At 70.9% G+C, this 17649-nt stretch carries 19 protein-coding genes; 10 read left to right on the forward strand and 9 right to left on the reverse strand.

Annotation, left to right across the window (positions count from 1 at the left end; translation table 11 throughout):
• Positions 1 to 11: 11 nt before the first annotated feature.
• On the reverse strand, positions 12 to 767 hold the full coding sequence (locus OG943_RS37590) for a thermonuclease family protein (RefSeq protein ID WP_328605665.1): 756 nt from the start codon (positions 765 to 767) through the stop codon (positions 12 to 14).
• A gap of 336 nt (positions 768 to 1103) precedes the next feature.
• Here OG943_RS37590 and OG943_RS37595 point away from each other — a divergent pair, with 336 nt between their 5' ends.
• Positions 1104 to 2954 (forward strand): hypothetical protein, encoded by a 1851-nt coding sequence (locus OG943_RS37595; protein ID WP_328605666.1) that lies wholly within the window; start codon positions 1104 to 1106, stop codon positions 2952 to 2954.
• A gap of 7 nt (positions 2955 to 2961) precedes the next feature.
• Here the strand turns inward: OG943_RS37595 and OG943_RS37600 are convergent, their stop codons facing one another.
• Positions 2962 to 3282: a nucleotide pyrophosphohydrolase gene (locus OG943_RS37600; protein WP_328605667.1), complete on the reverse strand. Its 321-nt coding sequence runs from the start codon at positions 3280 to 3282 to the stop codon at positions 2962 to 2964.
• Positions 3283 to 3429: 147 nt separating this feature from the next.
• On the opposite strand from OG943_RS37600, the gene OG943_RS37605 reads away from it, so the two are divergent.
• Both OG943_RS37605 and OG943_RS37610 read left to right on the forward strand, forming a co-directional pair.
• On the forward strand, positions 3430 to 4767 hold the full coding sequence (locus OG943_RS37605) for a hypothetical protein (protein ID WP_442874624.1): 1338 nt from the start codon (positions 3430 to 3432) through the stop codon (positions 4765 to 4767).
• A gap of 104 nt (positions 4768 to 4871) precedes the next feature.
• On the forward strand, positions 4872 to 6416 hold the full coding sequence (locus tag OG943_RS37610; RefSeq protein WP_328605668.1) for a hypothetical protein: 1545 nt from the start codon (positions 4872 to 4874) through the stop codon (positions 6414 to 6416).
• Between the two features lie 50 nt (positions 6417 to 6466).
• On the opposite strand, the gene OG943_RS37615 is transcribed toward OG943_RS37610, so the two are convergent.
• The 3 genes from OG943_RS37615 to OG943_RS37625 form a co-directional block, all read right to left on the reverse strand.
• On the reverse strand, positions 6467 to 6616 hold the full coding sequence (locus OG943_RS37615; RefSeq protein WP_328605669.1) for a hypothetical protein: 150 nt from the start codon (positions 6614 to 6616) through the stop codon (positions 6467 to 6469).
• Between the two features lie 161 nt (positions 6617 to 6777).
• Complete coding sequence (gene coaA / locus OG943_RS37620) at positions 6778 to 7710, reverse strand: type I pantothenate kinase (protein ID WP_328605670.1); 933 nt, start codon at positions 7708 to 7710, stop codon at positions 6778 to 6780.
• A gap of 121 nt (positions 7711 to 7831) precedes the next feature.
• Positions 7832 to 8464, reverse strand: a complete 633-nt coding sequence (locus OG943_RS37625; RefSeq protein ID WP_328605671.1) for a macro domain-containing protein — start codon at positions 8462 to 8464, stop codon at positions 7832 to 7834.
• Positions 8465 to 8561: 97 nt separating this feature from the next.
• Between OG943_RS37625 and pheA the strand changes: the two genes are divergently transcribed.
• From pheA to OG943_RS37640, 3 genes are all read left to right on the forward strand, one after another.
• The gene (pheA, locus tag OG943_RS37630; protein ID WP_328605672.1) at positions 8562 to 9467 is read left to right on the forward strand and encodes a prephenate dehydratase; all 906 of its coding nucleotides are present in this window, start codon (positions 8562 to 8564) and stop codon (positions 9465 to 9467) included.
• Positions 9464 to 10081: a histidine phosphatase family protein gene (locus OG943_RS37635; protein ID WP_328605673.1), complete on the forward strand. Its 618-nt coding sequence runs from the start codon at positions 9464 to 9466 to the stop codon at positions 10079 to 10081. The genes pheA and OG943_RS37635 overlap by 4 nt, the downstream gene beginning before the upstream one ends.
• 229 nt (positions 10082 to 10310) lie before the next feature.
• A complete protein-coding gene (locus OG943_RS37640) occupies positions 10311 to 10967 on the forward strand; it encodes a DUF4232 domain-containing protein (RefSeq protein WP_328605674.1) in 657 nt (218 codons plus the stop codon).
• A gap of 3 nt (positions 10968 to 10970) precedes the next feature.
• Here the strand turns inward: OG943_RS37640 and OG943_RS37645 are convergent, their stop codons facing one another.
• From OG943_RS37645 to OG943_RS37660, 4 genes are all read right to left on the reverse strand, one after another.
• Positions 10971 to 11432, reverse strand: a complete 462-nt coding sequence (locus tag OG943_RS37645) for a hypothetical protein (RefSeq protein ID WP_328605675.1) — start codon at positions 11430 to 11432, stop codon at positions 10971 to 10973.
• A gap of 55 nt (positions 11433 to 11487) precedes the next feature.
• A complete protein-coding gene (locus tag OG943_RS37650) occupies positions 11488 to 12729 on the reverse strand; it encodes an MFS transporter (RefSeq protein WP_328605676.1) in 1242 nt (413 codons plus the stop codon).
• 158 nt (positions 12730 to 12887) lie between these two features.
• A complete protein-coding gene (locus OG943_RS37655) occupies positions 12888 to 13238 on the reverse strand; it encodes a metallopeptidase family protein (protein WP_328605677.1) in 351 nt (116 codons plus the stop codon).
• A gap of 3 nt (positions 13239 to 13241) precedes the next feature.
• Complete coding sequence (locus OG943_RS37660) at positions 13242 to 14222, reverse strand: septum formation family protein (RefSeq protein WP_328605678.1); 981 nt, start codon at positions 14220 to 14222, stop codon at positions 13242 to 13244.
• A 93-nt stretch (positions 14223 to 14315) separates the two neighbouring features.
• Between OG943_RS37660 and OG943_RS37665 the strand changes: the two genes are divergently transcribed.
• From OG943_RS37665 to OG943_RS37680, 4 genes are all read left to right on the forward strand, one after another.
• Positions 14316 to 14948, forward strand: coding sequence for a hypothetical protein (locus tag OG943_RS37665; protein WP_328605679.1), 633 nt, complete (start codon positions 14316 to 14318; stop codon positions 14946 to 14948).
• Positions 14949 to 16115, forward strand: a complete 1167-nt coding sequence (locus OG943_RS37670; RefSeq protein WP_328605680.1) for a glutathionylspermidine synthase family protein — start codon at positions 14949 to 14951, stop codon at positions 16113 to 16115.
• A gap of 68 nt (positions 16116 to 16183) precedes the next feature.
• A complete protein-coding gene (locus tag OG943_RS37675) occupies positions 16184 to 16636 on the forward strand; it encodes a DUF350 domain-containing protein (protein ID WP_328605681.1) in 453 nt (150 codons plus the stop codon).
• Between the two features lie 38 nt (positions 16637 to 16674).
• On the forward strand, positions 16675 to 17580 hold the full coding sequence (locus OG943_RS37680; RefSeq protein WP_328605682.1) for a haloalkane dehalogenase: 906 nt from the start codon (positions 16675 to 16677) through the stop codon (positions 17578 to 17580).
• Positions 17581 to 17649 lie beyond the last annotated feature (69 nt).

Consider the following 17649-nt stretch of genomic DNA (forward strand, 5'->3'; position numbering starts at 1 on the left):
ACCTAGCATCGTCACTTTTCGCAAGCCACGCCGTCGCCGTCGCGGTCCAGTTTTCGGCTGTAGCCGGGTTGTCCGGCGTAGAGCGGATCGGCATGTGCTGCTCGGACCGCGGTGCAGTTCTTGTAGTAGACGGACGAGGAATTGTCGGGCGCCGGGGCCTGCTCTTCGGTGGGGGCTGGGGCGGGCGCCGCCTTCTCGGGTGCGGGGGCGGGTGCGGGTGCTGGGGCAGCCGGGGGCGCGGGCGGGGCGGGCGTCGGCGCGTCGATCGTGCCGTTGCAGGGCGCGGCCCAGAGGCCGACGGCGGTCTGGCTGGCGGTGTTTTGCAGCGCTTGCAGTGACGTCGAGACGGCGTCGGCGGCGTACTTGGCGAAGCCGCCGGAGATCGCCGCGGTCGCGTAGTCGGAGCCGTCGAGCAGGGCCAACGCCACGCCGGAAGCGGTGTCGGTGGTCAGCTTGACCGGAGCGCCGACGAGTTTTGCGGTCGCCCAGGTCAGCGTCTCCGCTGCGTAACAGTTGTTCCCGGTCGCGACGGTGACACCGAGGACGTGCACCGTGCGGTGGGTCCCGTCGCTGGCCGCGAGTTCGACGGTGGCGCCGTCGGTCACCTTGTCGACGGTGAACGTGACCGGTGGCGGCGGGGCGGCCGGCGAGGACGAGGTCGTGGCCGGCGCTTGCGGGGCCGCGAGCGGCTGCGTCGGCGTTTGGGGGGCCTTGCCGAAGATCGCGCCGAGGACGAACAGGACCACGAAAACGCCGAGAGTGGCCATCAGCCACTTCGGAAAACGCCGCCAGGGGCGGGCCGCGGGAGCAGGGGTCGGGTGCATTCGGGAATTCCTCGTTCCTCAATTTCGATCTTGTGAGGATATTTTCGCGGGAAAACCCCGCCGCGTTACGGCGATGACGTGCAGCTGACGTGAAACTGTCCACTGTCACTCGAACGGTCCTGGTTTATCGTCACAGGAGCGTCACGGATTTCGAAACCGGTGGAAATGATGTCACATTCGCCGGGCCGCAGACGATCTTCATCCGAACCCCCTCCGGCAGAAAGTGCGCAGGTCATGGCCGAGTTGATCGAATTATTGCCGCTCACGCGAGACGGACGGGTGTCTGCGCGCGAAGCCGACTTCACCGCGATCGACGTGAAGACCACGGGCCTGCACACGGGCCGCGTCGTCGAACTCGGGGTGGTGCGCGTCCGCGCCGACGGGACGGTGCGCGGCGAGCTGTCGACGCTCGTCTCGCCGGGGTGCGCGCTGCCGCCCGGGCCGCACCGGATCAATGGGGACGAGCTGGCCATGGCGCCGTCGTTCGGTGACGTGCTCGGACCGTTGCTCGACCTGTGCCGCGGCGCCGTGATCGTGGCGCACGACCTCCCGTCGACGTTGGGGTTCCTCGCCGCGGAAGGCGCGCGGCTGGGTGTCCGGCTGCCGGTGCTGCCTGGGGTTTCGACGATGCGCGCGGCGCAGGAGGTGGTGCGCCTGCCGAACTACCGGCTGGGCACGATCGCGCGGGCGCTCGGCATCGGCGACTACCCGCCGTACCTCGCGTTGGCGTCGGCTCGGGTCTGCGCGCGGGTGGTGACCGCGCTCGTCGGCGCGCACGGTCTGGGCTTCACGGCGCCGCCGAAGTTCCCGGAGCTGCCGCGGTTCGCGGCCGGCGGCCGGATTCTCGGCCGCCCGGACGTCGATGTCGTCGAGAACGGCTGGATGTCCGGGGTGGTCGACCGGGTCGTCGCCGAGCCTTCGGACTCGACGGTGGCGCAGGCGTATCTGGACTTGCTCGCGGAGTCCGTCGGCGACCAGCACCTGTCGGGCGAGGAGGTGTGGGCGCTGGCCGGACTCGCGGCCGACGCCGGGATGAGCGAGCCGGACGTCCGGCGCATCCACCACGGTTTTGTGTCCGCCCTCCGCGCGGTCGCGGAGGCGGACGGCGTGGTGACGACGGCGGAGGACCGCGAGCTGCACCAGGTCGCGGCGGCACTCGGCGTCCCGGAGGTCGTCGACGGCCTCCGCCCCACGGCTTCCGGGAGGGTGACGCGCGTGCTGGTCCTCGGCACGACGGCGGCGGCGGACCGGCTGCGCGCTCGCGTGCTCGCCGAGGGGGTGCAGCTGGCGAAGAAGCTGACGGCCTCGGTTACGCACCTCGCGCACGACGACAGCGTGTCGCCGGCTGAGCCGCGGTTGGCGCGGGCTGTCGGGCTGGGGGCTGAGGTGGTGGCGGTCGGGGCGGCGACGGTCGCGCTGGGGTTTGAGCCGGGGGCTGGGACTTGGGCGGCGCGGGATTTGCGGGGCGAGCCTGAGTTGGGAGCGGCGGGAGTCCTGGGGGCTGAGCCGGTGGTGGCGCGGGCTTCGGAGGGCGGACCGGTGTGGCCGGTGGCGGATCCGACGGAGGCGGCGCGACGGGCGGATTCGATGGAGGTGACACGGTCGGAGGAGGAGATGCTGCCGTGGGAGGAGGCACGGCCGTGGGAAGAGATGCGGCCGCGGGAGGTGACACGGCCGGAGGAGGAGATGCGGCCGCGGGAGGAAATGCGGCCGCAGGAGGAGGCACGGCCGCGGGAGGAAACGCGACCTCAGGAGGAGACGCGCCAGTTCGCCCCAGTGGCTGTTCCCGCGCCCCGCGGCGAGCCCGTTCCTGGCGAGGTCGCCGGCGCCGCGGTCCCACGTCCGGCACCGCGCAGCACCGCACCGCGTTCCAACGGACCGGTGGCCGCTGATCCTCCGCCCGCCGGTCTCGCGGCCGTGCCGGCGAAGGGCCCAGCGCAGGTGGCGTCGACGGTGGCCGGCCGGGTCATGATGGGAATCGGGCTGCTGCTGATGTTCATCACCGTCGCCGCGATGTTCGGTGGGGCGGCGGTGGGTGCGGGGATCTTCCTTGCCGTCATCGGGATCGGCCTGCTGGTCGGGGGCTGGCTGGTGGGGGAGAAGGGGCAGCGGCCGTCCGTGGGCGCCTGAACGCCGGTCACTTCTCCAGCGGCGGGAAACGGGTCTCGTTGCGGTCGATCTTCGCGTTGGCCGCGGCGAGGAGGTCGATGCCCAGCGAGTCGGCGAGGCTGACCAGGTAGAGGGTGACGTCGGCGATTTCGTCCTGGACGTTGAACTCCATGGCCGGGTCGGTGCGCCAGGCGGCGGCCTCTTCCGGCGTCAGCCACTGGAACAGGGAGATCAGCTCACCCACTTCGCCGGACAGCGCCATGACGAGATTCTTCGGGGTGTGGAACGATTCCCAGTCGCGGGCGGCGGCGAAGTCGCGCAGGCGCTGGATGAGGTCTTCGAGGTTCACCGGGACTGACTATCACGCCGGTCACGCACCGCTGCCGGCCGCATATCCGCAGGCCCGGCGCTGGTCACCCGCGGTGCGCGGCTACTCCGGAAAGAGCACGCAGTTGGCCCACACGCACGACAGAGGCCATACGGCAGACTGGTCCGCGTGACTGCTCCCCCGGATCTGCGCCCCTACCTGCGTACCTTGGACGCGGAGACGCTGGCGGAGCTGCTCTACGACCAGGCTCAGCGTGACCCTGAGTTACGGCATTCACTCGAACTGCGAGCCGCCACCCAATCCGGTGACGTCACGGAGGCGCACCGCCTGCTCGACACCGCGGTGTCCGACGGCAACATGGAGTACACCGCGAAGGTCGGCGCAGTGCTGGACACGCTGCAACGGCTGCTCGACGCCGGCAGCCGCGCGGACCTGGCCCCGCTGGCGCGCCGCACGGTCGACGACATCGGCGAGATGCTGGAGCAGTCCGGGGACCCGTCGGGCGATCTCGGCGACCGGCTGGAGCGCGCCGTCGAGTTGTACGCCCGCGCGTGCGTCGCGCGGCCGCCGGATCCCGACCAGCTGGCCGACTGGATCCTCGAGGCGGAGTTCGACGGCCTCGGCCGCCCGGCGATCGAGCTGGCCGAATTCGCGAAAGCGTTGGGAGACCGTGGACTCGACCGGATCAAGTCCACTGTGGACGATGTCGTCGCGGTCGGCGCCACCGGATACCGACGCGACGTCGCGGAGCGGCTGCTGGAGGAGCTGGCCGAGGTTCGCGGGGACGTCGACGGGCTCGTCGCCATCTTGTCCGCGAAGCCGCCGCGGGTGGACGTCAGCCTGAAGATCGTGCGTGTGCTTCGCGCGGCCGGACGGCATAGCGAGGCCATCGCTCACGCCGCGCGAGCGCTCACGCCGCACAAGGCGCCCGCGCCGCCGGAGCCCGAGGACGAGACGGTTGCCTTGCGCCGCAAGGAGTTCAACGCCGAGCCGGGGCAGGTCACGTACATCGCGTTGCGGGACGCGTCGGTCGAGGCCGGTGTCTGGTCCGTACAGCGTGTCGGCGCGTTGAAGCAGCTTCGCGAGCGCGCGGGCGAGAACGATGAAGGCGCCGAAGAGCTGGCGCGCGCTCTGCTCGCCGAAGGACGGCCGGACGAGGCGTGGCGCGCGTGCGTCCGCTTCGGCGGCTCGCTGGACCTGCGCGTCGAGCTGGCCGCGCTGCGCGAAGCCGAGCACCCGGCCGAGACGATCCCTGTCTACCGGACCCAGGTCGAGCGGCTGATCGAGCAGAAGGACCCACAGTCCTACCGCGAAGCGGCGAAGCACCTGAAGAAGCTGCGGACGCTCCACAAGCGTGCCGGGACGGCGGAGGAGTTCACCGGGTACCTGGCCGATCTGGTGGCCGTGCACCGGCGTAAGACGCGGCTGATCGCCGAGGTGCGCGCGGCCCGGATCGCGCTGCCCAAGCCCCGTAGCCAGCCCGCCGCGGACTCGCTGACCAGCTGAAACCCCGGGCTCGCGCCGATCGCCCGTGCGGAACCACATGCGGGCCCGCCGCGACCAAGCTCCCGCGAGTCCGCGCCGGTGCCCTCGATGCAACGATGTTCGGCATGAGCCCGGTGAGTCGCGCCCGCAAGAAGAACCCGCAGCCCGCAGCGCACAGCGTGAACGGCCTGTTCAAGGACGTCCTCCGGGACTTCTCCGGACTGGCGGCCGAGCCCGGCCCGTTCGACGTCGAGCTGCTCGCGTCCGAGGTGCTCGGGCAGTGGTGGGACCTGGCGATCGAGGGTGACGCCGAGGGCGGCGAGCAGCTGGGGCTGGAGCTGATCGCGTTCGCGCAGCGCAAGATCACGCCCGGGGCGGCGGCGCTGCTGGCCGCGTTGAAGGTCGTCGCGGAGACCGATGAGGAGCGCACGGCGGCGGCCGACGCGCTCGGCGTGGTGCTGGGCCGCGGCATTCCGGAGCCGGAGTGGGCGGCGTCGGTCGGCCAGGTGACGGTCGGCGAGTGCTGGCTCACCGGCGACGTCTACGGCGACGAGTCCTCGCTGCTGTGCGTGTTCTCTCGTGGCGACGCGACGCTGGGGCTGTTGGCGCTGCTGGACTTCACCGAACGCGGCCGCGTGCGCGACCTCGTGGTCATCGACGCGCCGATCGAGGTGCTGACCGAGATGCGCGCGCAGGCCGCGGAGGACGCGGAGCTGGTGGTGCTGGAGAAGATCGAGCCCGCGGACGCGCACCGCCTGCTCGTCGACGGCATCGCCGAGACCGACGGGATGGAGGAGCCCGAGGTCGGCGCGGACTACGCGCGGTTCCACGCCATCGCGCTGACCTGGTGCCGGGCGCTGCCCGAGCCGTCGGCGTCGCCGTCGGTGGAGGAGTGGACTCCCGAGCAGCGTGAGGCGGCCGTGGACGAGTTCCTCGCGGCGTCCGGGCTGGAGGAGCGGGAGATCGCGCGGCTGCTCGTGGACCACGGGTGCGGCACCGAGCCCGCGAACCCACTGCGCGTCGGGCCGGAGAAGCTGGCGCGGTTCCTCGAGGCGCTGCTCGGCGGCGAGTACGAGCTGGAGGACGAGGACGCACTGGCGCCGGTGGTGCTGGCGTGGGCCGCGTGGGCGGGCGCGCGGGACGGGCGGTCGGAGGTCGCGGTGGCGGCGCTGGTCGCGGACGTCACCGAGTATCTGGAGGAGTACCTCGCCGAGGAGCCGGACGAGGACGAGCCGAACGACTACCTCGACGGCACCGAGTCCCCGGAGGAGGTGCTGGCCGTTGTCGAGCGTCGCCGCTTCGCGGTGCCTTCGCTGGACACAGTGATCGGCGACGAGGAGCTGACCGACCTCGACCCTGGCGACCCGGAGCAGCGCCGTCTGCTGGTGATCGGCGAGCACCCGGAGTACCACGAGTCACTGGCGGACGACTCCTTCGACGGCGAGCCGCGGCTGCACCTGGCGCTGAAGACGACGCTGGTGGACCAGCTCTGGGACGACTCCCCCGAGGAGGTCTGGCCGGCGGCGCTGCGGCTGGCCGAGCGGGGCCTGTCGCGCGACGAGGTGCTGGGGGAACTGGTCGCGGTCCTGGAAGGACAGCTGGAGGAGACCGGGGAAGACCGGCTGGACTACGACCTGGACGGGTACCGGGAGGCGTTGGAGCAGGTCTGACTCGTGAGTGGCGATGACGGTTAGAACCGTCATCGCCACTCACGAGTCCTTCACGGACTCGGCCGGACGGGGGCGGCGGCCTTGGAGCGGCGCTCTTGCAGGGCCTCGTCGAAGTCGACTACGAGGGTGCCGGCCGCCATGGCCACCAGCAGGGTCAGGCCGAGTACTGCGCCGATCCAAGTCAGGACGATGGTGAGCATTGTGGCCTCCTCCCCAGGTCAGAGTGGATTACTGGTGAGTTCAGGGTCGCTTTCGCGAGGCTGTGCCGGTATCGGCCAACCGGTTAGGAAAGCCCTGGCCGATCGGCCGATCGGCCAGCCCAGGGTGACCCGGCGACGGCCGTGTGAGTGAACCGAGGGCTTCAGAGCTTGCGGAGCCGGACGCGGTTGATGGTGTGGTCCGCGTCCTTGCGCAGCACCAAAGTCGCCCGGGGACGGGTCGGCTTGATGTTCTCCATCAGGTTCGGCTCGTTGATCGTGCTCCACAGGTGCCGGGCCTCTTCGCGGGCCTCGTCGTCGGGCAGGCCGGCGAAGTGGTGGAAGTGCGACGCCGGGTCCGAGAACGCCGTGTGGCGCAGCTTCAGGAAGCGCTCCACGTACCAGCGCTCGATGTCATCGGTGTGGGCGTCGACGTAGATGGAGAAGTCGAACAGGTCCGAAACGGTCAGCCGCGGGCCGGGCTGCAGGACGTTCAGGCCCTCGATGATCAGGATGTCCGGACGCTCCACCACCTGCTCCTGACCAGGCAGGATGTCGTACGCGAGGTGCGAGTACACCGGTGCCGACACGTGCTCGGCGCCAGACTTCACCTCGGTGACGAACCGCAGCAGCGCGCGCCGGTCGTAGCTCTCCGGGAAGCCCTTGCGGTGCATGATGCCGCGCCGGGTCAGCTCGGTGCGCGGGTACAGGAAGCCGTCCGTGGTCACCAGGTCCACGCGCGGGTGATCCGGCCAGCGGGCGAGCAGCGTGCGCAGGATGCGGGCCGTGGTCGACTTGCCGACCGCGACGCTGCCCGCGATGCCGATCACGAACGGGACCTTCGTGCCGCGGCAGTCCTCGCCGAGGAACGTGGTGGTGGCTTCGTACAGTTGCTGGCGCGCCTTCACCTGCAGGTTGATCAGCCTCGAAAGCGGCAGGTAGACCTCCGCGACCTCGGCCAGGTCGACCTGCTCGCCGAGCCCGCGCAATCGCACGAGCTCGTCGGCGGTCAGCGGCAGTGGCGTCGAACTGCGCAGCTCACGCCACTGCTCCCGGTGAAGCTCGACGTAAGGGCTGAGTTCACGGACCCGGGTCATCGCACACTCCTCGGCCGTCGCCTGCGCTGGCTCCGTTAAATGCTCTTCCAACGGTAGGGCCAACCGCACGTGAAAGCGCTGTGATGTGATGCACGCGCCCCTATCCTGCGGCCAGCGAAGATCACTGAACGTGACGACGACGGCCGAAGGCTTCCTCCCACGCCGCGGCCACCTGGCGCGCGCACGCGGCCGGTGAGACGCCGCCGAAGCCGGTGCCGAGGCCCGGCATCGCGATGGTGGTGACGTGGTCGCGGACGGGCCCGGTATCGAGCTGCCCGTGGCGCCACTGGAGGAACACCGCGCGTGCCGCCAGGTAGGGGTGGACGGTGTCGGCGGGCAGCGTCTCGCCGGGCTCGCGCATCGTCGGCGCGCTGATCAGCCAGGCCGGCTCGGCCTCGCCGGTCGGGACGATCACGGACTCGCCGATCGGCAGTTCCCCGCCGTACGAAGCCAGAACCGCGCTGCGGACGCTCTGCTCCACACCGGGGAACGCCCGCGCGTAGACCGCGTCGATCCCGCCGCGCATCCAGCCGTACGAGTTCGCCGGGCTGACCACGGCCTGGGCGACGACGTCGAGCACCGAGCCGCGGTGCACCCGGACCCGGCCGCCATGGTCGGCGACGGTGGAGAGGGCCTCGGTCCACGCGGCGGCAAGCGGTTCATCGACGGCGCACAACACCAGTTCCGGCGCCCGCGGCGAGGCCGGCGGACCGAAGTCCTCGCGCCCGGTGTGTGTGCCCGATTCGGCGGTCACGCTTCTAGCATGGCAAAAAACGCCACCCGGCGTAACCGGTTGGCGTACCGGCTGTCCGAGTGAAAGTCGCCACGTGCGGGGTAAGTAGCCTGACGGGGTGTTGCGGATCGCGTACTTCGGCCCCCAGGGCACATTCACGGAACAGGCCGCTCGGGCGCTCGCGCCCGGTGAGGACCTGGCCCCCTACGAGACGGTCCGGCTCGCGCTCGCGGCCGTGCGCGAAGGCGCCGCCGACGCGGCCTGCGTGCCGATCGAGAACTCCGTCGAGGGCGTCGTGCCGACGACGCTCGACGGGCTCAGCGACGGCGAGCCGCTGGTCGCGGTGGCCGAGACGATCCTGCCCATCCACTTCAGCGTGCTGACCCGGCCGGGCGGCGGCGAGGTCAAGACCGTCGCCAGCCACCCGCACGCGCTCGCGCAGGTGCGCGACTGGCTGGAGGCGAACCTGCCGGGCGCGACTGCGGTGGCGTCGTCCTCCACGGCGGGCGCGGCCGTCGGCGTGGTGAACGGCGACTTCGACGCGGCCGTCTGCGCGCCCGTCGCCGCCGAGCACTACCCGCTGGAGGTGCTGGCCACGGGCGTCGCGGACGTCCAGGACGCGCAGACGCGTTTCCTCATGGTCCGCCGGCCCGGCGAGCTGCCCGCCCCGACCGGCGCGGACCGGACGTCGATCGTCGCGGCGGCCGTGAACCGCACCGGCACGCTGGCCGAGCTGCTCGCGGAGCTGGCCGGCCGCAGCATCAACCTCACCCGCCTCGACGCGCGCCCGACGCGTAACAACTTCGGCGAGTACCGCTTCTTCATCGACTTCGAGGGCCACGTCGCCGAGCCTCGGATCGTCGACGCGATGGCCGCCCTGCGCCGTCGCTGCCACGTGCGGTTCCTCGGTTCGCACCCGCGTGCCGACGAGGTTGTGGCGACCATCGAGCCGGGTGCCGGCAACCAGGATTTCGTCGACGCGCAGGCCTGGGCCGACGCTGTGGTGAAGGGAGAGGGCGCGTGAGGCTGCTGCTGGTCCGTCATGGTCAGACGTCCGGGAACACGCGGGGCGCGCTGGACACGGCGTTGCCCGGTCCGCCGCTCACCGAGCTGGGGCAGGAGCAGGCGCGGGTGCTCGCCGAACGGCTGGGCGGCGAGCCGATCGTGGCCGTGTACGCGTCGCAGGCCACGCGCGCGCAGCAGACGGCCGCGCCGCTGGCCGAGGTGCTGGGCCTGGAAGTGCAGGTGATCGAGGGCGTCAAGGAGGTCGCCGCCGGTGACCTCGAGGACCACACCGACCGCGAGTCGATCGAGCTGTACATGAAGACCGTCCGCCGCTGGACGCTCGGTGACCTGGACGCGCGGATCCCCGGCGGCGAGTCGGGCGCGGAGGTCCGCAACCGCATGCTCCACGCGGCCGGCGAGCTGCGCGCGAAGCACGAAGACGGCGACCCGGACGCCATCGTCGTCCTGGTCAGCCACGGCGGGGCGATCCGGCTGGGCTCGGAGTGGCTCGCGTCGAACGTGCCGGCCGACCTCGCGAACAGCGCGCTGATCCCGAACACCGCCTTCGTCGAGCTGCTCGCCGAGCCGGACGGTGGCTGGCGCTGCCTGAGCTGGGTCGACACGCCGCTGTAAGGGCTCGTGAGTGGCGATGACGGTTCTAACCGTCATTCCCACTCACGAGTCATTGAACGGGTGGGCCGCCACCGCCTGTTGTAAATTCGCCGTGTGCTGCCACGCTCAGTCAGAAAATCCCGCCCTGACCGGCTTCCGTCATGTGACGAATTCACGGTCCCGGCGCAACCCGGCGCCGTGGCCACACGTCCACTGAACAGTGGTCACCCAGCACAGGGAGGCGAGTGAAATGGCAAGCATCAAGAAACCACGGATTTCCCTGGTTTTCCTTTCCGCGGCAGGCGCGTCCGCCGCACTACTGCTCTCCGCTTGTGGTGGCGGCACGACAACCGCGTCCAGCAACACGACCAGCTCCGAGCCGTCGTCGAGCGCTTCGCCCGCCACCACGGCCAGTTCGAGCCCGTCCACTCCGGGCAGCTCGTCCGGCACGCCGGCGCCGAATCCGGGCCCGGCCCCGGACAACGGCCTGTGCAAGGCCGGCGACGTCTCGCTTTCGCTCGGCCAGGGCGACGCGGGCGCCGGTTCCAGCTACCGGCCGCTGGACATCAAGAACACCAGCGGCAAGCCGTGCACCATCCAGGGTTTCCCCGGCATCTCCTACGTCGGCGGCGAAAACGGGCAGCAGATCGGCCCGCCGGCGTTCCGCGCCGGTGAGAAGGGCGAGGCGATCAAGCTGAACCCTGGCCAGTCCGCGGCCGCCGACATCCAGTTCGTCAACGTGCAGAACTTCGATCCGGCGACGTGCAAGCCGACCCCGGTCAAGGGCCTGCGCGTGTACCTGCCGCAGGAGACCGCGTCGAAGTTCCTGGCCGACCCCGGCACGGGCTGCGCCGCCGCCAAACTGCCCGGCGACCAGCTCAGCGTGAAGACGGTCCACCGCGCCTGAGGCTCAGCCGCGCGCGCAGAGCTGCTGCACGGTGACGATGGCGGCCTGCCCGGCGACGCTGTCGAACCGGCTGGTCAGCACCATCCGGTTCACGGTGCCGAGGCTCTGCGCCAGCGGCTGGTACCGGCCGTCGGAGTCGGCGGCCGCCTGCGCGAGTTCGAAGGCGGCCGTGACCCGGTGGACGGAGTCGTCGGAGACGCGGGTGAAGGCGGCGGCGTCGTAACCGCCGGTCGTGTCGGGCAGCCGGCCCGCCCGGTGCAGGCTCTGGCAGGCCGCCAGCGCGTCGTCGTTCGCGCCGCCGCGCTGGCCGGACAGGGCCCAGAGCAGGCCGAGCACGCAGCAGCCGAGGATGAAGCCGGCGACGGCGGCCAGCACCAGCGGCCGACGCGTCCGGGAGGCTTCCCGCTCGAGGTCTTCGGCCGGTCTGTCGTCGTTCGGCAGCGGTGGGGTGTCGAGTGTGGTCATCGCGTACCTCCGCCGGCCGGGTGATGTGCTATTCCAGCACCAAAGCCGGTCGAATTCACTGGTCGAGCGCTATTACCGGCCGCGATGAGGCCGTTTCGTCATCGATCGGGAACCGGCGCAGCGAAGCCGCCGCGAAGACCGTGACGGCCAGCAGCGCGACGCCGGACGCGGTGAAGGTCCGGCCCGCCGAGCCGAGCGCCTCCGTGAGCAGGCCGCCGAGCAGGGCGCCGACCGGGATCACGCCCCAGACGACCGTCCGCCACACCCCGAGCACGCGGCCCAGCAGCTCACCGGGGACCAGCGTGTGGCGCGCCGTCGCGAGCACGACGTTCACCGCCACCATCGCGGCCGCGAACAGCCCGAACAGCAACGCGGCAGCCACCGGCTGCCGCGTCAGGCCCATCCCGCCGAAGCCGGCGGCGCAGCACAGCACCCCGCCGACCAGCACCGCCCGCCGGCTGGAGCGGCGGACCAGTCTCGGGGCGAAGGCGGCCCCGCCCAGCCCGCCGATGCCGCCCACGAAGGCGAACAGCCCGAAGGTCGCGTCGGACAGCCGGAGGTCATCGAGCGCGTACAGGACGAGCTGCGCCTGTGCCAGTTCGCTGAGCAGGCTGAGCAGCCCGGCGACCGCGAGCAGCCGCAGCATCAGCGGGCTCCCCCGTAGCCAGCGGATGCCGTCCGCGAGGTCGCTGCGGAAGCGCGTCGGCTCGGCCTGCCTCGGCCGGTAGGTCCCGCCGAGGCCGAGCAGCACGGCGGCGGCGATCGCGAAGCCGGCCGAGTTGAGCAGGAACGGGAAGGTGGCGAAGAGCGCGAAGGCGGTGCTGCCGACCGGCCCCCCGAGGAACGTCTGGCCGACGATCTCGCACGCCTGGAGCTTGCTGTTGGCGCCCTCCAGGTCGCCGTCGCCGACGACGGCGGGGATGAGCGCGTTCGCCGCGCTGTCGGCGACCGTCTCGGCCGTCCCGATGAGCAGGGCGGCGACGTAGACGAGCCAGATGCTGACCGTGCCCGCCGCGACGAGCACCGCGACCGAGCCGCCGATCGCCGCGCGCGCGACGTTCGCGATCACCATCGCCCGCCGCCGGTCGACCCGGTCCACCAGCGCCCCCGCGACCACGGCGAACAGCAGCCACGGCAGGAACTGCACGGCCGACAGCCCGGCGATCAGCACCGGGTCGTGGGTCAGCGTGGTGGCGAGCAGGGGGAACGCGACCTTGCCGACGCCGTCCCCGAGGTTGGACACCGCGCTCGACGACAGCAGCCACCTCAGCCTGATATCAGCGCGCGCTCGGCCCATGGCGGTACCTCACTGGAGTCAGGTCATGACTGCTAGTGAGATTGTAAGCCGTATTTCACCGTTCAGTGATCGACTAGTCACGATTGGTGATAAATCTGTGCCCGGACGGCCACGAGCCGGCGGAAAGCGGAAATCCCGCGTTCCGTAGTGAGGGTTCCTCAGCCCCAGCCGAGGTCGTGGAGGCGCTGGTCGTCGATGCCGAAGTGGTGGCCCAGCTCGTGCATCACGGTGATGAGGACCTCTTCGACGACCTCGGGCTCCGAGTCGCACATGCCCAGTATCGGGCGGCGGTAGATGGAGATGCGGTCCGGGAGGACGCCGCCGTAGTCGGAGGTCCGCTCGGTCAGCGCGATGCCGTGGTACAGCCCGAGGATGTCCGGCGCTTCGTCGTTGTACTCCTCGACCAGCACGACCACGTTGTCCATCGCCTCGGCGAACTGGGCGGGCACCTGGTCCAGCGCCTCCGAGACCAGCTCCTCGAAGCGGGCCCGGGTCATCTCGACGGGCACCGGCTATCCGTTCCCGGTGGGGCTGGGCGGCGCCGACGGCGAGCCCGACGAGGCCGGCGCCTTCGAAGCGTCCTTGACGCTGCCGGTCACCGCCTGGAAGCCGCTGTTGTCGGCCAGGGTGGCCGCGGCCTTGCAGTTCACCTTCGTGGAACCGGCGTCCCAGCTCTCCTGCTCACGCAGGTCCCAGCCGAGGATCAGCTTCTTCTGGCTGAGGTCGGCGCCGCCGGTGTAGTCCTTCGCGGCGTCGGCGCACGCGGTGTCGAGCCAGGCGGTCTGGTCCTTCTGGCTCGGGTAGCCGTCCTTGAACTTCGAGGCCAGGTCCAGCGTCGCGATGATCTCGTACGAGTGCGGGCGGCTGCAGTCGATCGGGTCGCCGATGCCCTTGCCGGCCAGCGCCAGGCAGGTGCCCGGCGCCCAGACCAGCGACTGGTCCTGGTCCTTGGCCGCCCCGGTGGTCGGCTGCAGGCCGCCGCCAGGGCCCGTCCACTGCAGGCCGCAGCGCAGCTGACGGTCGCCCTCGCCCCACTGGTCGGAGGTCGGGCGCAACAGGTTCGTGGTGAGCTTGCCGTACGGGTCGAGCCCGTGGCCGAGGTACGGGCGGACGTCGGCGTTGCACTTCTCCTGCGCGATCTGCTGCCACTGGTCGAGGCTCGGGAACGGCGCTTCGGCGTTGAACTGCGCGCCGATGTCGATCGAGCTCGTCACCTCGAACAGGTGCGGCTGGGCGCAGGGCACCGTGTGTGCGTCCGACGCGTCGGACGCGGTCCAGGTCAGGCAGTTGCCAGGCGGCGCGTGGAAGGCCTCTTCGGCCGCGGCGTTGAGCTTGCCCTCGCCCCCGCCGGCCCCCCCGGCGAGCCCGTCGCTCCAGGAGAACGTGACACTGAGGGCGAGCGCGATGATGGCGCCCAGGAACACCCCGGCCATGACCACACGAGTGCTCAAGGTCTGCAGGGGCGGACGGAACCGCTGGGCGTCGGGAGGCATCGGTACCCATGATGCCCGCGCCGCACGAGCCGTGCGCGTCCCGGGTCGATAGTCTGGACATGGTTTCGCGGTGCGGGGGATTACGGAGCGCAGATGACGCAGGACGACAACGTGGGGCAGCAGCCACCCGAAGAGCCGGCTCAGCGCGGCTCGATGAGGTTCCAGGACGGGAGCACGCAGCCGCGTGAGCCGTCGCTGGCCGAGCAACGCGCCCGTCGGCAGGCCATCGCCGACCAGGAGCGCGAGGAACAGGAAGCGCAGGTCGCGGCCGTCGCCGCCGGCCGCAAGGCGGCGACCAAGCGCAAGATCCTGATCGGCAGCGGCGTCACCGTCGGCCTGGTCGGGCTCGTGGCCACCTTCTACACGGTCGCGAAGCCGAGCGAGACCACCGCGGTCTGCACCGACGCGAGCGGGGTTGTCGTCCAGAACGACGACCTCTGCGACGAGAACTACGTCACCAGCCACGGCGGCCACGTCAGCGGCGGGTTCATGTTCATCCCGATCTATGGCGGCGGCTTCTCCCAGTACCGCTACAACTACGGCGGCAGCGGCACCGTCGGCCAGCACGTGTCCGGCGGCTCGTTCAGCGCGCCGTCCGGCAACACCAACGTCTCGACCAAGTCGGGCAAGTCCGTGCAGCGCGGCGGCTTCGGCATCAGCGGCAAGAGCGGTACGTCCGGCGGCACGGGTGGCACGGGCGGCACCGGCAAGAGCGGGGGCTCGTAGGTGTACCGGGATCGCAGCGAACCGCGCCGGGACTGGCAGCGGACCGTCGAGGACCAGGGGCTGGTCTACGGCACCCCGGCCAGGGACGGGGCCGGCAAGGCGCGCCCGTACTGGGACGAGTCCGTGCACTACGTGTTCGACATGGACGAGGTCCTCTCGCTGGAGGCCGACGTCGAGCTGCTGCACTCCATGTGCCTGGAGGCCGTGGACACCGTCGTGACCACCGAGGGCTACCAGCGGTTCGGCATCCCGGAGTGGGTCTGGCCGCACATCGCCGAGTCGTGGAAGCGGCAGGACCCGCACGTCTACGGCCGCTTCGACCTGCGTTACGACGGCAAGTCGCCGGCCAAGCTGCTGGAGTACAACGCGGACACGCCCACCACGCTGCTCGAGGCTTCGGTGCTGCAGTGGCACTGGAAGACCGACGTGTTCGCGGCCGACGACCAGTGGAACTCCATCCACGAGAAGCTGGTCGACCGCTGGCGCGTGATCGGCGACAAGCTGCCGTCGAACGAGCTGCACTTCACCTGGTCCTCGGCCGACCCGAGCGGCGAGGACCACGTCACCACCGCGTACCTGCAGGAGACCGCCGCCGAGGCCGGGCTCGACACCGTGGGGCTGTCGATCGAGGAGATCGGCTGGGACCCGGTGCTCAAGCGCTTCGTGGACCTCGCGGAGGCGCAGATGTCCACGGTCGTGAAGCTCTACCCGTGGGAGTGGGTGGTCGACGAGGAGTTCGGCCGCTTCGCCGTGGAGACGATGCCGCGGACGCTGTGGGTCGAGCCGCTGTGGAAGATGCTGCTGTCGAACAAGGCGCTGCTGGCGGTCCTGTGGGAGAACTACCCCGGGCACCCGAACCTGCTGCCCGCGTTCACCGACGACCCCGGCCTGCTCACGGAGTACGTGCGCAAGCCGAAGCTGGGCCGTGAGGGCGCGAACGTGCAGATCGTCGCCACCGGCTACGAGACCCAGACCGACGGCGTCTACGGCGCCGAAGGCTACGTCTACCAGGCGTTCGACCCGCTGCCGGAGTTCGACGGCTACCGGCCGGCGCTGGGCGCGTGGATCGTCGGGGACGAATCGGCCGGGCTGGGCATCCGCGAGACGAGCGGGCTGGTGACGGACGACGGTGCGGCATTTGTCCCGCATCGCATCCCGGAGTCGTGATAGAACCCTGCGTGAGCGGGCTTCCTGCCTGATCTGCACGTTTCGTTCCGACCGCTTCGGGAGATCCTGTGACCGCGACCCTTGCGCTGTCCGACACGTTCGGCTCCGACCTCGTGCGGGGGATCGGCGCGATCCTGCTGTACGGCGTCGTCGGCCTGCTGCTGATGTTCGCCGGCTTCTACGCGATCGACTGGACCACGCCGGGCAAGCTGTCGCAGCTGGTCACGCGCGGCCTGCCGAACGCGGTGATCGTGACCGCGTCCGGGCTGCTCTCGATGGCGTTCATCGTGGTGGTGGCGATCTTCAACTCCGCCAGCGACCTCACCGAGGGCCTGATCACCTCGCTGGTCTACGGCCTGATCGGCATCGTCGTCCAGGTGGTCGCCGTGCGGCTGCTGGAGTGGGCGACGCGGATCGACGTGGGCTCGACCATCGAGAGCGAGAAGTTCGCGCCCGCGAGCATCGTGGTGGCGGCCGCGCACATCGGCCTCGGCCTCGTGGTCGCCGTCGGTATCTCCTGAGCGTGGCCGGGCGGTCCCGTTCCCACTAGCGTGGACACGTGCGACTGCTCAGGACACCGGAAGACCGGTTCACGGACCTGCCCGAGTTCCCCTACGAGCCGCAGTACACGGAGCTGGCCGACCCGCACGGCGGGCTGATCAGAGTGGGCCACGTCGAGGCGGGGCCGGCCGACGGTCCGCCGGTGCTCCTCCTGCACGGCGAGCCGAGCTGGTCGTACCTGTACCGGAAGATGCTGCCGGTGCTGGCCGACGCCGGGCTGCGCGCGATCGCGCCGGACCTGGTCGGCTTCGGCCGGTCCGACAAGCCCGGTGACATCGTTGACCACAGCTACGCGCGGCACGTCGGCTGGATGCGCGCGTTCGCGTTCGAGGCCCTGGACCTGCACGACGTCACGCTCGTCGGGCAGGACTGGGGCGGGCTGATCGGCCTGCGGCTGCTGGCCGAGCACCCGGACCGGTTCGCCGGGTTCGTCGCCGCCAACACCGGCCTGCCCACGGGCGACACGGACATGCCCGAGGTGTGGCACTCGTTCCGGCTGGCCGTGGAGAACGCGCAGGTCTTCGACACCGGCCGGTTCATCCAGTCCGGCTCCCGCACGAAGCTGACGGACGAGGTGAAGGCCGCCTACGACGCGCCGTTCCCGAACGAGATGTACAAGGCCGGCCCGCGCGCGATGCCCGGGCTGGTGCCGACCCGTCCGGACGACCCGGCGTCGGAGGCCAACCGCGCGGCTTGGCAGAAGCTGACCGAGCTGGATGTGCCGTTCCTGTGCGCGTTTTCGGACTCGGATCCGATCACCGGTGCGATGGCGCCGATTCTGCAGCGCGCCATGCCGGGGGCGGCGGGGCTGTCGCATCCGACGATCGTTGGGGCTGGGCACTTTTTGCAGGAGGACGCGGGCGAGGAGCTGGCGGAGCACGTGGCTCGGTTCGTGCGGCGGTGAGCTGAGCAGCCCCCGTTTTCCACGCTACCGGGGTGGGGTGACAGTTCTCGGTGGTCGGCGCTGGTGAAT

Source organism: Amycolatopsis sp. NBC_00345, assembly GCF_036116635.1.
Lineage (GTDB): Bacteria > Actinomycetota > Actinomycetes > Mycobacteriales > Pseudonocardiaceae > Amycolatopsis.

Excerpts from the sequence above, each read along its gene's own strand:
- OG943_RS37590 (WP_328605665.1), bottom strand. The coding sequence starts at position 767 with ATGGCCACTCTCGGCGTTTTCGTGGTCCTGTTCGTCCTCGGCGCGATC.
- OG943_RS37610 (WP_328605668.1), top strand. The coding sequence starts at position 4,872 with ATGAGCCCGGTGAGTCGCGCCCGCAAGAAGAACCCGCAGCCCGCAGCG.
- OG943_RS37615 (WP_328605669.1), bottom strand. The coding sequence starts at position 6,616 with ATGCTCACCATCGTCCTGACTTGGATCGGCGCAGTACTCGGCCTGACC.
- coaA (WP_328605670.1), bottom strand. The coding sequence starts at position 7,710 with ATGACCCGGGTCCGTGAACTCAGCCCTTACGTCGAGCTTCACCGGGAG.
- OG943_RS37640 (WP_328605674.1), top strand. The coding sequence starts at position 10,311 with ATGGCAAGCATCAAGAAACCACGGATTTCCCTGGTTTTCCTTTCCGCG.
- OG943_RS37645 (WP_328605675.1), bottom strand. The coding sequence starts at position 11,432 with ATGACCACACTCGACACCCCACCGCTGCCGAACGACGACAGACCGGCC.
- OG943_RS37650 (WP_328605676.1), bottom strand. The coding sequence starts at position 12,729 with ATGGGCCGAGCGCGCGCTGATATCAGGCTGAGGTGGCTGCTGTCGTCG.
- OG943_RS37660 (WP_328605678.1), bottom strand. The coding sequence starts at position 14,222 with ATGCCTCCCGACGCCCAGCGGTTCCGTCCGCCCCTGCAGACCTTGAGC.
- OG943_RS37665 (WP_328605679.1), top strand. The coding sequence starts at position 14,316 with ATGACGCAGGACGACAACGTGGGGCAGCAGCCACCCGAAGAGCCGGCT.